At 38.2% G+C, this 15648-nt stretch carries 15 protein-coding genes; 5 read left to right on the top strand and 10 right to left on the bottom strand.

Translation table 11 applies throughout. The features are described 5' to 3' along the window. Positions 1-11: 11 nt before the first annotated feature. Both OQX64_RS17910 and OQX64_RS17905 read right to left on the bottom strand, forming a co-directional pair. Positions 12-2291 (bottom strand): aconitate hydratase, encoded by a 2280-nt coding sequence (locus OQX64_RS17910; protein WP_088301983.1) that lies wholly within the window; start codon positions 2289-2291, stop codon positions 12-14. A 348-nt stretch (positions 2292-2639) separates the two neighbouring features. Beyond that, the gene (locus OQX64_RS17905; RefSeq protein WP_265819805.1) at positions 2640-3275 is read right to left on the bottom strand and encodes a polysaccharide deacetylase family protein; all 636 of its coding nucleotides are present in this window, start codon (positions 3273-3275) and stop codon (positions 2640-2642) included. 74 nt (positions 3276-3349) lie between these two features. Between OQX64_RS17905 and OQX64_RS17900 the strand changes: the two genes are divergently transcribed. From OQX64_RS17900 to OQX64_RS17885, 4 genes are all read left to right on the top strand, one after another. Next, positions 3350-4708 (top strand): TolC family protein, encoded by a 1359-nt coding sequence (locus tag OQX64_RS17900; protein ID WP_265819804.1) that lies wholly within the window; start codon positions 3350-3352, stop codon positions 4706-4708. 29 nt (positions 4709-4737) lie between these two features. Beyond that, a complete protein-coding gene (locus tag OQX64_RS17895; protein ID WP_088301986.1) occupies positions 4738-6072 on the top strand; it encodes an efflux RND transporter periplasmic adaptor subunit in 1335 nt (444 codons plus the stop codon). A gap of 117 nt (positions 6073-6189) precedes the next feature. Beyond that, a complete protein-coding gene (locus OQX64_RS17890) occupies positions 6190-7188 on the top strand; it encodes an NAD(P)H-dependent glycerol-3-phosphate dehydrogenase (RefSeq protein ID WP_253249045.1) in 999 nt (332 codons plus the stop codon). Positions 7189-7383: 195 nt separating this feature from the next. Continuing rightward, positions 7384-7725, top strand: coding sequence for a hypothetical protein (locus OQX64_RS17885; protein WP_088301987.1), 342 nt, complete (start codon positions 7384-7386; stop codon positions 7723-7725). 56 nt (positions 7726-7781) lie between these two features. Here OQX64_RS17885 and OQX64_RS17880 read toward each other — a convergent pair whose 3' ends face one another. The 7 genes from OQX64_RS17880 to rpmB form a co-directional block, all read right to left on the bottom strand. Next, complete coding sequence (locus tag OQX64_RS17880; RefSeq protein WP_265819803.1) at positions 7782-8291, bottom strand: hypothetical protein; 510 nt, start codon at positions 8289-8291, stop codon at positions 7782-7784. Positions 8292-8408: 117 nt separating this feature from the next. Then, the gene (gene rimO / locus OQX64_RS17875) at positions 8409-9740 is read right to left on the bottom strand and encodes a 30S ribosomal protein S12 methylthiotransferase RimO (protein WP_265819802.1); all 1332 of its coding nucleotides are present in this window, start codon (positions 9738-9740) and stop codon (positions 8409-8411) included. Between the two features lie 89 nt (positions 9741-9829). Continuing rightward, positions 9830-10204 (bottom strand): GxxExxY protein, encoded by a 375-nt coding sequence (locus OQX64_RS17870; protein WP_265819801.1) that lies wholly within the window; start codon positions 10202-10204, stop codon positions 9830-9832. Between the two features lie 142 nt (positions 10205-10346). Beyond that, positions 10347-11309: a signal recognition particle-docking protein FtsY gene (ftsY, locus tag OQX64_RS17865; RefSeq protein ID WP_088301991.1), complete on the bottom strand. Its 963-nt coding sequence runs from the start codon at positions 11307-11309 to the stop codon at positions 10347-10349. A gap of 81 nt (positions 11310-11390) precedes the next feature. Beyond that, a complete protein-coding gene (locus tag OQX64_RS17860; protein ID WP_088301992.1) occupies positions 11391-11546 on the bottom strand; it encodes a DUF4295 domain-containing protein in 156 nt (51 codons plus the stop codon). 84 nt (positions 11547-11630) lie between these two features. Next, the gene (gene rpmG, locus OQX64_RS17855; RefSeq protein ID WP_010599807.1) at positions 11631-11813 is read right to left on the bottom strand and encodes a 50S ribosomal protein L33; all 183 of its coding nucleotides are present in this window, start codon (positions 11811-11813) and stop codon (positions 11631-11633) included. Positions 11814-11855: 42 nt separating this feature from the next. Continuing rightward, the gene (gene rpmB, locus OQX64_RS17850) at positions 11856-12089 is read right to left on the bottom strand and encodes a 50S ribosomal protein L28 (protein ID WP_025145121.1); all 234 of its coding nucleotides are present in this window, start codon (positions 12087-12089) and stop codon (positions 11856-11858) included. A 213-nt stretch (positions 12090-12302) separates the two neighbouring features. Here rpmB and acs point away from each other — a divergent pair, with 213 nt between their 5' ends. Beyond that, positions 12303-14201, top strand: coding sequence for an acetate--CoA ligase (gene acs, locus OQX64_RS17845; RefSeq protein ID WP_265819800.1), 1899 nt, complete (start codon positions 12303-12305; stop codon positions 14199-14201). A gap of 52 nt (positions 14202-14253) precedes the next feature. On the opposite strand, the gene OQX64_RS17840 is transcribed toward acs, so the two are convergent. Continuing rightward, positions 14254-15633: a RagB/SusD family nutrient uptake outer membrane protein gene (locus OQX64_RS17840; protein ID WP_265819799.1), complete on the bottom strand. Its 1380-nt coding sequence runs from the start codon at positions 15631-15633 to the stop codon at positions 14254-14256. Positions 15634-15648: the final 15 nt, after the last annotated feature.

Raw genomic sequence — 15648 nt, 5'->3', positions numbered from 1 at the left:
TTTAGACTGAATTAAAGCGCGGCTTTGGCAGCAGCTTCTGCCCTGATAATGTTTAATGCTCCACCAGCTTTAAACCAGTCGATTTGTTGTGCATTATAACTGTGGTTAACCGGGAATGACTCTTCAGTACCATCTGCATGGTGTAACACCAATGTTAATGGTTTATCAGGTGCAAACTCTGTTAAGCCTAAGATGTCGATTTTATCATCTTCCAGGATTTTATCATAATCATCTTTATCTGCGAAAGTTAAGCCCAACATCCCTTGTTTTTTAAGGTTAGTTTCATGAATACGGGCAAAAGATTTTACCAGTACAGCACGAACACCTAAATGACGAGGTTCCATAGCTGCGTGTTCACGAGATGAACCTTCACCATAATTCTCATCACCAACTACGATTGAACCGATACCCGCCGCTTTATAATCACGTTGTGTAGCCGGAACAGGACCGTATTCGCCTGTTAAATTATTTTTAACATTATCGGTCTTATCATTGAAGTAGTTCACTGCTCCAATTAACATGTTGTTAGAGATATTATCTAAGTGACCACGGAATTTTAACCATGGGCCAGCCATAGAAATATGATCCGTTGTACATTTTCCTTTAGCTTTGATTAAAAGATTCAAACCTTTTAAATCGGTGCCTTCCCAAGGTGTAAATGGATCTAACAGTTGCAAACGGTGAGAAGTTGGAGAAACCAAAACTTCTACAGCAGAACCATCGGCAGCTGGTGCCTGATAACCTGCATCCTCTACCGCGAAACCTTTTGTCGGCAATTCGTCACCTGTAGGTGGATCTAATTTGATCTGTTCGCCTTTATCATTTGTTAACGTATCCGTTAATGGATTAAAGCCTAAATCGCCGGCAATAGCAATTGCAGCAACCATTTCTGGTGAGGCTACAAAAGCGAAAGTATTTGGATTACCATCAGCACGTTTAGCAAAGTTTCTGTTAAACGAATGTACGATTGTATTTTTTTCAGCTTTTTCTGAACCTGTTCTGTCCCACATACCGATACATGGTCCACAGGCATTGGTAAAGATAGTTGCGTTTAAATCTTCAAAAGTTTTTAAGAAACCATCACGGTCTGCGGTATAACGAACCTGCTCAGATCCAGGATTAATACCAAAATCAGCTTTGGTTACCAATCCTTTTTCAATAGCCTGGTTAGCGATAGATGCTGCTCTTGATAAATCTTCATAAGAAGAGTTGGTACAAGAACCAATCAATCCCCATTCAACTTTTAAAGGCCAGCCATTTTTCTCTGCCTCCACTTTCATCTGAGAAACGGGAGTAGCTAAATCTGGTGTAAAAGGACCATTTAGATAAGGCTCTAACTCATCAAGATTAATTTCAATAACCTGATCGAAATAATTTTCAGGATTAGCATAAACTTCGCTGTCTCCAGTTAAATATGCTGCGATTTTGTTTGCCTCATCAGCAACTTCATTTCTGTTTGTAGCACGTAAATAACGCTCCATGCTTTCGTCGTAACCAAAGGTTGAAGTTGTTGCGCCAATTTCAGCACCCATGTTACAGATGGTACCTTTACCGGTACAACTCATTGATGTAGCACCATCACCGAAATATTCTACTATTGCACCCGTACCACCTTTTACAGTTAAGATACCAGCCACTTTCAGGATAACGTCTTTAGCAGCAGTCCAGCCATTTAATTTACCTGTTAGTTTAACTCCAATTAACTTTGGAAATTTAAGTTCCCAAGGTAAACCAGCCATTACATCACAAGCATCAGCACCACCAACACCAATAGCAACCATACCTAAACCACCGGCATTCACGGTGTGTGAGTCGGTTCCAATCATCATTCCACCCGGGAATGCATAATTTTCTAAAACGACCTGGTGAATAATACCCGCTCCGGGTTTCCAGAAGCCGATACCATATTTATTTGATACAGATGATAAGAAATCAAAAACTTCAGCACTTTCTGTTCTGGCATGAGGCAAATCAATTGAAGCACCTTCTTTTGCGGTAATTAAGTGATCGCAGTGAACGGTAGAGGGAACAGCCACTTGTGGACGGCCCGCCTGCATAAATTGCAAAAGCGCCATTTGAGCGGTTGCATCTTGCATCGCAACGCGGTCTGGTGCGAAATCTACATAATCAGTTCCGCGTGAAAATGCTTTTTTAGGATCGCCATCCCAAAGGTGAGCATACAATATTTTTTCTGATAATGTTAAAGGTCTGCCAACAATTTTACGGGCCGCATCAACACGGCTTCCAAAGTTTGCATACACCTTTTTAATCATGTCTATATCAAAAGCCATCGATTTTATTGGTTAAAAGGTAATACTTCTATTCTAATAGCTGCGAATTTACAAAAAAAAAGCACCTCTTCGGGTCATCCTTAGATCATTGTATTATTTGGAAATGTTCTAAATAAAATATGCTCAGGTGGTTATAAGTATTGAAGTTTCTATAAATGTTATACTTTTTAGTATAACGTTTGCTAAAATATACTTAATCACGGTATTGATTAATATCCGTAAAAATAATTGTCCGCTAACGAACATAGTTGTTCAATTACGGACGCTTTAAGTTTTAAATAGGAAAGGAATGTGTGTCCAACGCACCTGTAATCAGATTAATTTTATTGGCATAGCAATCGCTAAAAGCTAAAGCGTTGAAAAAGTGAAACCTTTATCCGTAAAATATTTTAAAACCCGTGGTAATGCATATTCCAATCTGTCAAAAGCCTTTAAGCTATCATGAAAAACAATGATGGAGCCGTTCTCGGTATGTTTAATTACATTTTGATAGCATTTTTCAGGAGAAAGTTTAATGTCGAAGTCACCACTGAGTACATCCCACATGACGATGTTCAGTTTGGAGTCTGGCTTTGGGCTTTGGACTAAGGACTGAAGACTCGCAATCTGACTTTTCTTTATTCTTCCGTACGGTGGTCTGAAAAGGTTGGTTTGGGTAAGTTGCTGGCATTTTAAAGTGTTTTGGAGATAGGTTTCATCATCGGTTTTCCAGCCTTTTAAATGGTTAAAAGTATGGTTTCCGATGGCATGACTGTCCTTTATAACTTTAGCGTAAATTTCAGGATGCTTTACAATATTATCGCCAATGCAAAAAAAAGTAGCTTTTGCATTAAAGGCTTTTAAAGTTTTTAATACAAATTCTGTAACATTGGGTATAGGTCCATCGTCAAAGGTCAAATAAATAACTTTTTCGGTGCGGGATTTATTCCACAACAAAGATGGATAATACCATTTTAGCAGAAGCGGTGATTTGATCAGGTACATTTAATTTCAAAGTTAGTAAATGCCTGTACAGATTTAAATTATTTGAGTTGTTTATATAGATTTGAAAACAAATTATGAAGATGTTTACCCAAACAAAGTTTTTTACCGGTTCTGTATTGTTAGTTGCGCTAGGTTTTGGCCAAACGCTTAAAGCACAGGAAGTCATTACCATACAGCAAGCGGTTGATAATACCTTGAAAAATAATCTTACCATTAAGCAGGCGCAGTTTAATGCTGCAATTACTGATGAAAATTTAACGCAATCTAAATACGCACTGTATCCGACCTTAAGCGCAAGTGTGAGTCCAAATTTAACATTCGGACGTGGTTTGGATCAAACCACTTTTCAGGTGACCAATCAAACATCCTTATATACAAGCGGTAATTTGAGTTCTAATGTTAATTTGTTTCAAGGCTTTTCTAAAATTAATCAGATCAGACAAAATAAATTGTTATTACAAGCTGATCAAACCAATGTAGACAAGATTAAAAATGATTTAATTTTAAGTGTGGTTACGGCCTACCTTCAGGTTTTATATAATGCTGACTTGGAAAGGGCATCAAAAGAACAACTGGATATAGCCAATAAAACTTTAATCAGGGAAAATGCTTTACTTGATGCGGGAAATAAAACACTTGCTGATGTATCTCAGGCTAAATCTCAGGCGGCCACTGCGGAGCTTAATTTAACAAATGCTCAAAATGCGTTGTCAATTTCTTATTTAACGCTGGGACAACTTATGGAAATGCAACCCAACCAGCGATTTGTTGTGCAGGCGCCATTAATTGATAATGTTAAAGCAGCTTCTTCAGCAGCTAATGCTGAAGAAATTTACAATAATGCCTTGAACATTTTTCCGGATATAAAACTGGCAAATTTACGTTCACTGGCAGCTAAACAAGCAATTGCAGTTGCAAAAGGTGCTTATGCGCCTTCATTAAGTCTGGGTGCCGGACTTAATACTTCTTATTCGTACCAGTTTGATTATTCCGGAGCATTTCCGCAGTCATCATTTGCAGATCAGATTAATCAACGTTTAGGACAAAGTATTGGGATGAGTTTACAGATTCCTATTTTTAATGGATTTACTGCCCGCTCAAATGTCCGGAGGGCGAAAATAACTTATCAGAATACATTAACTTCAGAGCAGCTTGCAAAGAACAATTTAAATAAGGTAATCTTTCAGGCCACAACGGATTTAAAAGCAGCCGAAAGCAGGTACAGTTCTACACAAAATGCTTTTGATGCTCAAAAAGATGCATTTTATGTAGTTGAGCAACGTTACAATGTTGGCCTGGTAAATTCATTGGATTACAGTACAGCCCAGACGAATAGAAATAAAGCGGAAATAGATTTTATTCAGGCTAAATATGATCTTTTATTCAGAGCCAAAGTGATTGATTATTACTTAGGGAAACAGATAACATTTTAAATAACCACAAAGGAAACACATTAACAATTATGAAACTGAAACATATACTCATTACCATTGGTGTGATCATTGCCATTCTTATCGGATTAAAACTGGCGGGCGTGATTGGCGGAGATAAAACTGAGAAAGTAACTACTGAAAAAGCAAACACAAAAAATGTTGTGGAAACAGTAACCGCAAGTGGTAAAATTCAACCCGAAACCGAAGTGAAACTCAGCTCTGAGGTTTCAGGTGAAGTAGTAGAATTGAAGGTTAAGGAAGGTGATATTGTAAAGGCAGGCCAGCTGCTTTGTAAGGTTCGTCCGGATATCTTACAGTCAGGTTATGAAAGAAGCGTGGCAACATTTAATGCACAAAAAGCAAGTGTAGCGGCTGCACAACAACAGCTGATTCAAAATCAGGCTAACTTTGTTAATGCGGAAGCCACCTATAAACGTAATGTTGAACTGTTTCAGAAAAAGGTAATTTCTGCTTCTGAATTTGATTCGGCCAAAGCAGCATATTTAACCGCTAAAGCAACATTAGCCAGTGCTAAAGAAAGTGTAACCGGTGCCAAATTTACGCTGGAGCAAACTGGTGCAAATGTGAAAGAAGCAGGAGCGAACTTAGCCAGAACAACAATTTATGCACCGGCAGACGGGGTAGTTTCTAAACTTTCCATCGAATTAGGCGACCGTATTTTAGGTACTTCTCAAATGGCCGGTACCGAAATTATGCGCATATCAAATTTATCTTCCATGGAAGTGAATGTGGATGTGAATGAAAATGATATTACCCGCGTTAAAGTGGGTGATAAGGCTGCAATAGAAGTTGACGCATTTTCTGATAAAAAATTCAGGGGAATCGTTACTGAAATTGCCAGTTCATCAACCGCTGTTGGTACGACCACCGGCACTTCTGTAGATCAGGTAACCAACTTTTCAGTTAAAATCAGGATTACTGAGGTCATGGAAGGCAAACAGCAATCTATTTTCCGTCCCGGGATGTCAGCTACAGTAGATATCGAAAGTGCTTCAGTGAATGGTTTAGCCATTCCGATTCAGGCCGTATTTACTGAAAGCGGTAAAAATGCCGATCAAAACCAGGGGAATCAGGAAAGTGCAGATAAACAAAAATCTAAATTAACAGATAAAAAGGTTAAGCAGTTTGTATACACTTACGATGCTAAAACCAAAAAGGTTAAAAAAGCTGAAGTAACCACTGGTATCCAAAACGATCAGTTTATTATTGTTAAATCTGGTCTTAAAGCCGGACAAGAAATTGTAACCGGACCATATTCTGCCATTCAAAATAAATTAAAGGATGGAATGATCGTAGAAAAAACAGCTAAAGACCAATTGTTTAGCAAAGACGGTAAAAAGTAGATGATAATTAATCGCAAGAAATAGTAACTTGCGTTGTTTAAGGTGTAAGGTTTAGGATTTAAGGCAATGGTCTATATCCTAAAGCTTACACCTTTTACCTTAAATCTTTTTTATAGAATGGTACCTAAAATAGCAATGATAGGAGGCGGTAGCTGGGCTACTGCTATTGTGAAAATGCTATCTGATAATTTATCTGAGAAGGAAATTTATTGGTGGATGCGCAATGAAGTGGCGATAGAACACATTAAAAAGTTCAAGCACAATCCTCATTACCTTAGTTCTGTAGAAATTAAATTGCCAGAACATCAGATTTCTTCAGATATTGCCTGTATCATCCAGTCAGCAGATTTTGTCATCTTGAACGTTCCAGCTGCTTTTTTAAAGGAAAGTTTAAAAGGCATCACTCCGGAAGATTTAAAAGGGAAAAAAATTATTTCGGCGATAAAAGGAATCGTACCGGAGGATAACCTGATCATCGGTGAGTTTTTGCACGAAGTTTATCAGGTACCTTATGAAAATATTTTAGTGGTCAGTGGTCCCTGCCATGCAGAGGAAGTGGCTTTCGAAAAGCTTTCTTACCTGACCATTGCCTGTACGGATGTGGAAAAGGCTGCTACATTTGCGGCGTTTTTAAATACACGTTATATCAAAACCAATGTATCAGATGATATTTTCGGTACCGAATACGCTGCAGTATTAAAAAATATTTATGCGGTGGCCAGCGGTATTTGCCATGGTATTGGTTATGGTGATAATTTCCAGGCCGTATTAATCAGCAATGCCATCCGTGAAATTAAGCGTTTTGTTGATGCAGTGCATCCAATCGACAGAGACATTATGGAATCTGCCTATCTGGGCGATTTACTGGTTACGGCTTACTCGCAATTCAGTCGTAACCGTACTTTTGGCAATATGGTAGGCAAGGGCTATACCGTTAAATCGGCACAGCTTGAAATGAATATGATTGCGGAGGGCTATTATGCCGTTAAATGTATGCATATTAAAAATCAGTCATATGATGTAGATATGCCAATCAGCAAGGCCGTTCATAATATTTTATACGGTAACCGTTCACCACAGGTGGAGATGAAGTTACTGGCTGAAAAATTAAATTAATCATTTGTTGCGGTGATGGAAAAGATGTACTACACCACGTTTATTGCACCGCTTACCATTCTTTGATGGTATTGCCTTCAATTTATTAATCTGGTTTTTAACCCTGGAATGGAAAATTATTTAACATTTTGGTTGCCTGTAAATTAAAACAAAATTAATCAACGGCTGTTATCATCTGAAATAAATATAAAGGCCATGAAAAAGAAATTTTCAATCGGATTATTAGCGCTTGCATTAGTTGGTGGATTAACCTTCAGTGCTGGTGCACAAGAGAAAAAAACAGAAGTAGGAAAAGCATTAGATCATACCGGTAAAGCTATTGAAAAAGGTGCAAAATCTGTAGGCAATAAAACGGCTGAAGTTGCTGTTAAAGGTGGTTCAAAGGTTGCAGATAAAACCTGGAAAGGTAAGATGGCACCTGATGGTTCTGATGTATACATCAATTCGAAAAACGAAAAGTATTATGTTAATGCTAAAGGTGCAAAAATCTGGTTAAAAGCTAGCCAGATCAAAAACAGACCACAATCTAAAAAATAGGGTCAGGCAAATTTAGTAAGGAAAGCAGCTCATTCATAATGAGCTGCTTTTTTGCTTTATAATTTTAGCGAAAATATACTTTTGATGTAGAAATCGTCATTTGGTACCATTGTTTCCAGAGGTACTGCTACCTGATTTATTAACAATTGCTCTGTTTTGTTTCCATTCATCTTCAGGTTAAGCGCTAACGGCTGGCGATCGCCAAGTTTCAGGAAAAATGTGTGATTGATATTTTTAGCAAGTGACGTAATTTGGGTGGAAAATAATTGGTTAAATGCATATACCGTGGTTCCACGAGAGAAAGATTGCCTGATGGTAAATTCTATTGACTGCGAAACGCCTTGATTGTCCTTATAATAAAGTTGTATTTGATCTTTACTAAATGCACCAACATTTGCTGCATTTAACAAATCTGAACCATTATCTCCTTTTATAGATAAACTTAAGTAAGATGGTTCTTCGGTAGGGGAGCAGGCACATGCACCTCCGCCCGGATCAATTGTTTTTTTACAAGCAATGCCAACGACAAGCATGACTGCGAGAACGATAAAGATTTTTTTCATCATTGTTTTTTTCTTTAAACGACTGTGTTAGGGATACCGCTACAGTTCAGAGAAAAAATAACAGCAAAAAAAATCCCGATAGGAGTAATTGCTATCGGGATTAATGTAAAGGTAATTATCTTAAACGATTGTGCCATACAAATCGAAATCTTCGGCACGGTCTATTTTAACCTGAACGAAACTTCCGTTTGCGGCATAACCTGTTGCAGCATCTATTAAAACTTCATTGTCTACTTCGGGAGAATCAAACTCTGTTCTTCCCACAAAGAAGTCGCCTTCTTTTTTGTCAACCAGTACTTTAAATGTCTGACCAACTTTTTCCTGGTTGATCTCAAATGAAATGCCTTGCTGAATTTCCATAATGTCATCAACACGTTGTTGTTTTACCTCATCAGGTACATTATCAATCAGCGTATGTGCATGTGTTTTTTCTTCATGCGAATACGTGAAACAACCTAAGCGATCAAATTTAGTTTCTGCCACCCAAGCAGTCATTTCTTCAAAATCATGCTGTGTTTCACCGGGATAACCACAAATCAATGTTGTACGCATGGCTATATTCGGCACCTTATCTCTGATCTGGTTTACCAGGTCGATGGTTTTCTGTTTCGTGGTCCCACGGCGCATTGATTTTAACATGTTATCCGTAATGTGCTGCAACGGCATGTCAAGGTAATTACAAATGTTATCACGCTCATTCATGGCATCTAAAATTTCCATTGGGAAACCACTCGGATAGGCATATTGCAAACGGATCCATTCAATTCCGGGAACGTCAGAAAGGCGGCGCATCAGTTCATCTAATTTACGAACGCCATATAAATCAAGCCCATAATAGGTGAGGTCCTGCGCAATTAAAATTAACTCTTTTGTGCCATTTTTGGCCAGGATTTTGGCTTCGTTAACCAATTCTTCCATGGGTTTACTCATGTGCTTTCCGCGCATCAGCGGGATGGCACAAAATGAACACGGACGGTTACAGCCTTCGGCAATTTTAAAATAGGCGAAATGAGAAGGGGTGGTAAGCAAACGTTCACCAATCAGTTCATGTTTGTAATTCGCTCCTAGTTCATGTAAGATATTTTGCAAATCATTGGTGCCGAAAAAGGCATCAACATTGGTGATTTCTGATTCCAGTTCGGGTTTGTAACGCTCAGATAAACATCCTGTAACTACAACCTTTCCTATCTTGCCAGCTTCTTTCAGCTCGCTGAACTGCAGAATGGTATCAATTGATTCCTGTTTGGCATTATCTATAAATCCACAGGTATTAATGACTACGATATCATCTTTTCCCATTTTGTCAGATTCGTGCACCACATTTAAATTGTTTCCACGCAGCTGTCCCATCAATACTTCCGAATCGTAAATATTTTTAGAGCAACCCAAAGTAATCACATTGATTTTAGGTTGTTTTATAGCAGATTTACTTTTTATAATTTTGGTATTCATATTTTTATTTAATTCCACCGATTGTATTTGATTTCACCGATTTTGGTGATATACAACAAATTGCCGATGATTACACCAGTTGTTTTTGTTTACACAGATAATCTTTTCACTTCGCAACTGGTATTTCCGAAATTAATTAACAAACCTGTTTTAATTTTGCTGGCTTTTAGATAAGACAATAATTGACTTTGAAATAACTTAGGTTGAAAACCAGCGACTGATTTCAATTCAACAATAACTTTATTCTCGACCAATAAATCACAACGGAATTTTCCTATAATTACGTTTTCAAATATGACATCAAATTCTTTTTCTGCCATAAATAGTAAACCGGCCTGCTTTAATTTAATTTTTAACGCATTCGCATAGATCTTTTCAAGAAATCCTGGGCCAAGTTCATTGTGAACCTGGTAACAACATCCAATTATTATGGCAGTCAGGCTATCTTTTTGATCTTCAATCATACTTAAATATACCAAAAATCTTTCTTACAGCTTAGTCAACGTCAGATATTGTAAATAAACTAGCTAACAAGATCTGTGAAATCACCTAAAAATCTCTGATATCAACCACGAAGTGAAAAATATTTGTACTCAACAGATTGCGTTATTTAAACAAGCTATTCACAAACTCTTTTTTATCAAAAAGCTGTAAATCTCCTATTTTTTCACCCACACCAATGTATTTAACGGGTATTTTAAACTGATCAGAAATACCAATTACCACGCCGCCTTTAGCCGTTCCGTCTAGTTTTGTAATGGCTAATGCATTTACATCAGTAGCTTCTGTAAACTGCTTGCATTGCTCAAAAGCATTTTGTCCGGTAGAGGCATCCAGCACCAATAAAATCTCATGTGGGGCATTGGGTACCACTTTTTGCATCACCTGCTTAATTTTACCCAATTCATTCATCAGGCCAACTTTATTGTGTAAACGGCCGGCTGTATCGATAATTACGACATCTTCACCAGCAGCTACGGCTGATTGCAGCGTGTCAAAAGCAACAGAAGCAGGATCAGAGCCCATGGCTTGCGCCACTACCCGAACACCTACACGTTCACCCCAGAGTTTAATCTGATCTACAGCTGCCGCCCTAAAAGTATCAGCCGCACCTAAAACAACTTTTAAGCCCGATTCTTTCAGTTTATGCGCCAGCTTACCAATTGTTGTGGTTTTTCCCACGCCATTTACACCCACGACCATAATGACATAAGGCTTATGGTCGCCATATTCAAACTGGCGGAAATCATTGCTGTTGTTTTCTGATAAAAGCAATTGGATTTCATCGCGAAGGATGTAATTCAATTCAGAAGTATTGAGGTATTTATCTTTTGATACACGGCCCTCAATACGTGAGATAATCTTTAAAGTGGTTTTTACGCCCACATCAGAAGTGACTAAAACTTCCTCCAGGTTATCCAGTACTTCATCATCAACAGTAGATTTACCGGCAACAGCTTTGGTAATTTTATTAAAGAAACCATCTTTTGTTTTCTCTAAACCCTTCTCTAAAGCTTCCTGAGCTTCAGGCGCAGTCTCTTTCTTCTTGAAAAAATCAAATAAGCCCATATCTAAATTTTATATAACAAAAAAAGCCCTTCCGGTTAAAACGGAACGGCCTTTAATATGTTCAATATTAAAATACTAACCTTATTTAGATGCAACAGCATCTTTTACGTGGTCGTTATGAACGATAAGTTCTTTAAATGAATAAGCACCTGTTTTTGGTGATTTAACCATTGTAATTACTTTCGAATATTCTTTACCTGTACCTGTTTTAAGGGTTGCAACTACTTTCTTTGCCATGTTTTTATAATTTTAATGATCGAATTATAGAATGTTGAAATGAAAGAATTTTTAACTCAATCATTGAATCAATCTATCATCCAATTATTTTATCTCTTTATGTACGGTTACTTTTCTCAATACCGGATTGAATTTTTTCAATTCTAAACGCTCGGTCGTGTTTTTACGGTTTTTGGTAGAAATATATCTAGACATACCTGGCATGCCACTTTCTTTATGTTCAGTACATTCTAAAATAACCTGAACTCTGTTACCTTTTTTTGCCATTATAATATAAATTTAAACTGTTAATCTCAACAGTTAATGTTTTTACAAAAATCCTTTTTTAACGAAACGGTTAATGGCTTCGCTGATACCCACTTTATTAATGGTTTTGATCGCTGAAGTTGAAACTTTCAACGTAATCCAACGGTTTTCTTCAGGAATATAAAATTTCTGAAGTTGAAGGTTCGGGTAAAATTTGCGTTTGGTTTTAACGTTTGAGTGAGAAACGTTGTTACCTACCATTGCTTTTTTTCCTGTTAAATCACAAACTCTTGACATGACTTGTAAATATAGTTGTTAATATCGTCCGCTTAATTTTTTTAAGAGTGTGCAAATATCTGAATAATAAATGAAAAGCGCAAGAGAGCCTGTAAATATTTTCATATATTTTTTAAATATGGTGCAGGATTCATTTTAATCATCTTTGAATATTTCTCCTTATCATTATTTAATTAAATTAGCCGATACTAATCCAAAACATATAATTGAGCAATGCAAATTACATCTTTTAAGCAATACGAGGAAGATTTCAAAAAAAGCGTAGAAAATCCGGAACAGTTCTGGGGGGAGGTTGCGCAGAATTTTCAATGGCGTAAACCTTGGTTTAAGGTATTATCATGGAATTTTGAAGCACCTGAAATCAAATGGTTTGAAGGTGCAAAACTGAATATTACCGAAAATTGTCTGGATCGCCACCTGGAAAAAAGCGGTGATCAACCTGCCATCATCTGGGAACCCAACAATCCTGAAGAAGAAAGCGTTAAGCTTACCTATAAAATGCTGCATGAACGTGTTTGCCGCTTTGCCAATGTATTAAAACGTAATGGTGCAAAAAAAGGCGACCGCATTTGTATCTATATGCCAATGGTTCCGGAACTGGCGATCGCTGTTTTGGCTTGTGCCAGAATCGGTGCCGTTCACTCCGTCATTTTTGGCGGTTTTTCTGCTAAATCAATCGCCGATCGTATTAATGATTCGCAATGTAAAGTGGTGATCACGGCAGATGGTGCCTATCGCGGAAGTAAACAGATTCCTTTAAAGGATGTAATTGATGATGCACTGATTGGGTGCCCAACGGTAGAAAAATGTATTGTGCTGACACATGTGCGTACGCCTGTTTCCATGTTAAAAGGCCGTGATGTATGGTGGGAAGATGAAGTGAAGCATGTTAATGATATTTGTGAAGCGGAAGAAATGGATGCAGAAGACATGCTTTTCATTCTTTACACATCCGGTTCAACCGGAAAACCAAAAGGTGTTGTGCATACCTGTGGCGGCTACATGGTTTATGCCGGTTATACATTTGCCAACGTCTTCAATTACCAGCCGGGGGAAGTTTATTTCTGTACGGCAGATATTGGCTGGATTACGGGTCACTCTTACATTGTTTACGGTCCGCTGTCTCAAGGTGCAACTTCAGTATTATTTGAAGGCATCCCTACTTATCCAACCCCATCCCGTTTTTGGGATGTTGTAGAAAAACACAAAGTAAATACTTTATATACGGCGCCAACAGCAATTCGGTCTTTAATGAGTTATGGTGATGAACCACTTGAAGGGAAAGACCTGAGCAGCATCCGCGTTTTAGGATCGGTAGGAGAACCTATTAACGAAGAAGCCTGGCACTGGTTCGATGAAAAAATAGGAAAGGGTAAAGCGCCTATTGTTGATACCTGGTGGCAAACAGAAACCGGAGGGATCATGATTTCGCCCATCGCTACAGTAACACCTACCAAACCTAGTTTTGCAACCTTGCCTTTGCCTGGCATTCAGCCTATTCTGGTTGATGAAAACGGGCAGGAAATTGTTGGGAATGGTGTAATGGGGAATCTGTGTATTAAATTTCCATGGCCTGGAATGCTGCGAACTACTTATGGAGACCATGAGCGGTGTAAACAGACTTATTTTTCTACTTATCCAAATTTATATTTTACAGGAGACGGGTGCTTACGCGATAAGGATGGTTATTACAGAATTACCGGGCGTGTAGATGATGTTTTAAATGTTTCAGGGCATCGGATCGGGACTGCTGAAGTGGAGAATGCCATCAATATGCACGCTGGAGTGGTGGAAAGTGCGGTTGTAGGTTATCCACACGATGTCAAAGGGCAAGGCATTTATGCCTTCGTGATTAACCCTGAAATGCATGGTGAAGCTGAACTGACTAAAAAAGATATCCTTCAAACCGTAACCCGTGTTATTGGCGCAATTGCTAAGCCCGATAAAATTCTTTTTGTTTCAGGCCTGCCTAAAACACGTTCCGGTAAAATTATGCGGAGAATATTAAGGAAAGTAGCAGAGGGTGATACTTCAAATTTGGGTGATACCTCAACATTGTTGGATCCGGCTGTGGTAGATGAAATTATTGAAGCGGCTAAAGCTTTGAAGTAGTGTAATATTGATTTAAACAAAAAATGCTCCCGATTTCCGGGAGCATTTTTGTTTAGTAACCTGGATTTTGAACAATATTTTTGTTGGCATCAATTTCAATTTGCGGAATTGGGAATACAAGTTGATTTGCATTCCATGGAATAGATCCGATATTGGTTTGCGTTCGCTTAGCATCATGAAGCGCAAAGCCCTCAAAAGCAAGTTCAAGTTTTCTTTCGGTCAGGATATCCGTTAAAGTTGCTGTGGTTGCAGTTAATCCAGCCCTATTTCTAATTACGTCCAAATCCTGTAGAGGAGTTTGTCCACCAATTGGTGTGGCAGGGGCCAAACGTACATTACATTCAGCTCTAATCAGGTACATTTCAGCCAATCTAATAATTGGAACATTTCCATATTGGTTGCCGAACTTAGAAGTGAACATATCTCCATCATCATAAAAGGCATTAATTCGATCATCATCCGTGCTGTAAGTACGTTCAATCCAATTTTTCGAAATCACAGCATCTCCACGTCCACCATAGGTTGATGAGGCATAAAATTCATTATAAGCGTTAAAGCCTGTTAAGGTTCTCACTTGAATTGCAAAGACATCTTCTTTTGTATTGTCTGCTGGTTGACCTGAATTTCCTGGTTCGGGCATTTTAGGGAATGCTGCAATAAAAGTATTTATTAAGTTATAATTGCCAGATGTAATCACACGATTAGCTGCTGCTCCAGCTGCTGCATAGTTTCCCATTTGCAGGTAGATTCGGGCCAGCATGCCTGCCGCTGCGAATTTTGTAGCAAAGAAACCATTAGTTGCTGGTAACTTAGCCTCCGCATCGGTTAAATCAGCAATAGCTTGCGTGTATACAGCGGCAACATTTGCTCTGCTAACATAACTTCCGTCAGTAATATTTATAGTAGGACTTAGTACTATAGGTACCCCTGGGTTGGTTGATGGCGATCCATCATTATATGCCTTGCCAAACAGTCTTACCAAGTCAAAATAAACCGAGCCTCTGATAAATTTGGCTTCGCCTTCAACTTTATTTTTTTTCGCGGCATCTACTTTATCAATCGCTGCCAGTACATTATTGGCATCATTAATTGCGGTATAACTATCCGCCCAAATATTATTTACAAAGGTATTGGTTTTTAATAGCGATTTATTGATGGTTTGAGTAAGTTCGGCATAAGTTCCATACCATTCAATGGCATCGGTATTTGCTAAGAAATCGGCCATTAAAAATGGTCTGCCACCATAAAGATTTCTGCTTCCAAGTGCCGAATAAGAACCTACCAGCGCAGCCTCAACATCTTTTGAAGTGCGTAGTGCATTGCTCTGTTCAATGGTATTTACCGGAGAAATTTCAAGTGCTTTTTTACATGATGAGGCTACAGAAAGTACTGCAGATGCAAAAAGCAAAGTATATTTATATGTATTTTTCATGTTGATTCGTCTGTA

The sequence above is a fragment of the Pedobacter sp. GR22-10 genome (assembly GCF_026239715.1).
Lineage (GTDB): Bacteria > Bacteroidota > Bacteroidia > Sphingobacteriales > Sphingobacteriaceae > Pedobacter.
Note: the sequence above shows the minus strand (reverse complement) of the source record. Positions and strands in the feature narration are given on the sequence as shown.

Excerpts from the sequence above, each read along its gene's own strand:
- OQX64_RS17910 (WP_088301983.1), bottom strand. The coding sequence starts at position 2,291 with ATGGCTTTTGATATAGACATGATTAAAAAGGTGTATGCAAACTTTGGA.
- OQX64_RS17905 (WP_265819805.1), bottom strand. The coding sequence starts at position 3,275 with ATGTACCTGATCAAATCACCGCTTCTGCTAAAATGGTATTATCCATCT.
- OQX64_RS17900 (WP_265819804.1), top strand. The coding sequence starts at position 3,350 with ATGAAGATGTTTACCCAAACAAAGTTTTTTACCGGTTCTGTATTGTTA.
- OQX64_RS17895 (WP_088301986.1), top strand. The coding sequence starts at position 4,738 with ATGAAACTGAAACATATACTCATTACCATTGGTGTGATCATTGCCATT.
- OQX64_RS17890 (WP_253249045.1), top strand. The coding sequence starts at position 6,190 with ATGGTACCTAAAATAGCAATGATAGGAGGCGGTAGCTGGGCTACTGCT.
- OQX64_RS17885 (WP_088301987.1), top strand. The coding sequence starts at position 7,384 with ATGAAAAAGAAATTTTCAATCGGATTATTAGCGCTTGCATTAGTTGGT.
- OQX64_RS17880 (WP_265819803.1), bottom strand. The coding sequence starts at position 8,291 with ATGATGAAAAAAATCTTTATCGTTCTCGCAGTCATGCTTGTCGTTGGC.
- rimO (WP_265819802.1), bottom strand. The coding sequence starts at position 9,740 with ATGAATACCAAAATTATAAAAAGTAAATCTGCTATAAAACAACCTAAA.
- OQX64_RS17870 (WP_265819801.1), bottom strand. The coding sequence starts at position 10,204 with ATGATTGAAGATCAAAAAGATAGCCTGACTGCCATAATAATTGGATGT.
- ftsY (WP_088301991.1), bottom strand. The coding sequence starts at position 11,309 with ATGGGCTTATTTGATTTTTTCAAGAAGAAAGAGACTGCGCCTGAAGCT.
- OQX64_RS17860 (WP_088301992.1), bottom strand. The coding sequence starts at position 11,546 with ATGGCAAAGAAAGTAGTTGCAACCCTTAAAACAGGTACAGGTAAAGAA.
- rpmG (WP_010599807.1), bottom strand. The coding sequence starts at position 11,813 with ATGGCAAAAAAAGGTAACAGAGTTCAGGTTATTTTAGAATGTACTGAA.
- rpmB (WP_025145121.1), bottom strand. The coding sequence starts at position 12,089 with ATGTCAAGAGTTTGTGATTTAACAGGAAAAAAAGCAATGGTAGGTAAC.
- acs (WP_265819800.1), top strand. The coding sequence starts at position 12,303 with ATGCAAATTACATCTTTTAAGCAATACGAGGAAGATTTCAAAAAAAGC.
- OQX64_RS17840 (WP_265819799.1), bottom strand. The coding sequence starts at position 15,633 with ATGAAAAATACATATAAATATACTTTGCTTTTTGCATCTGCAGTACTT.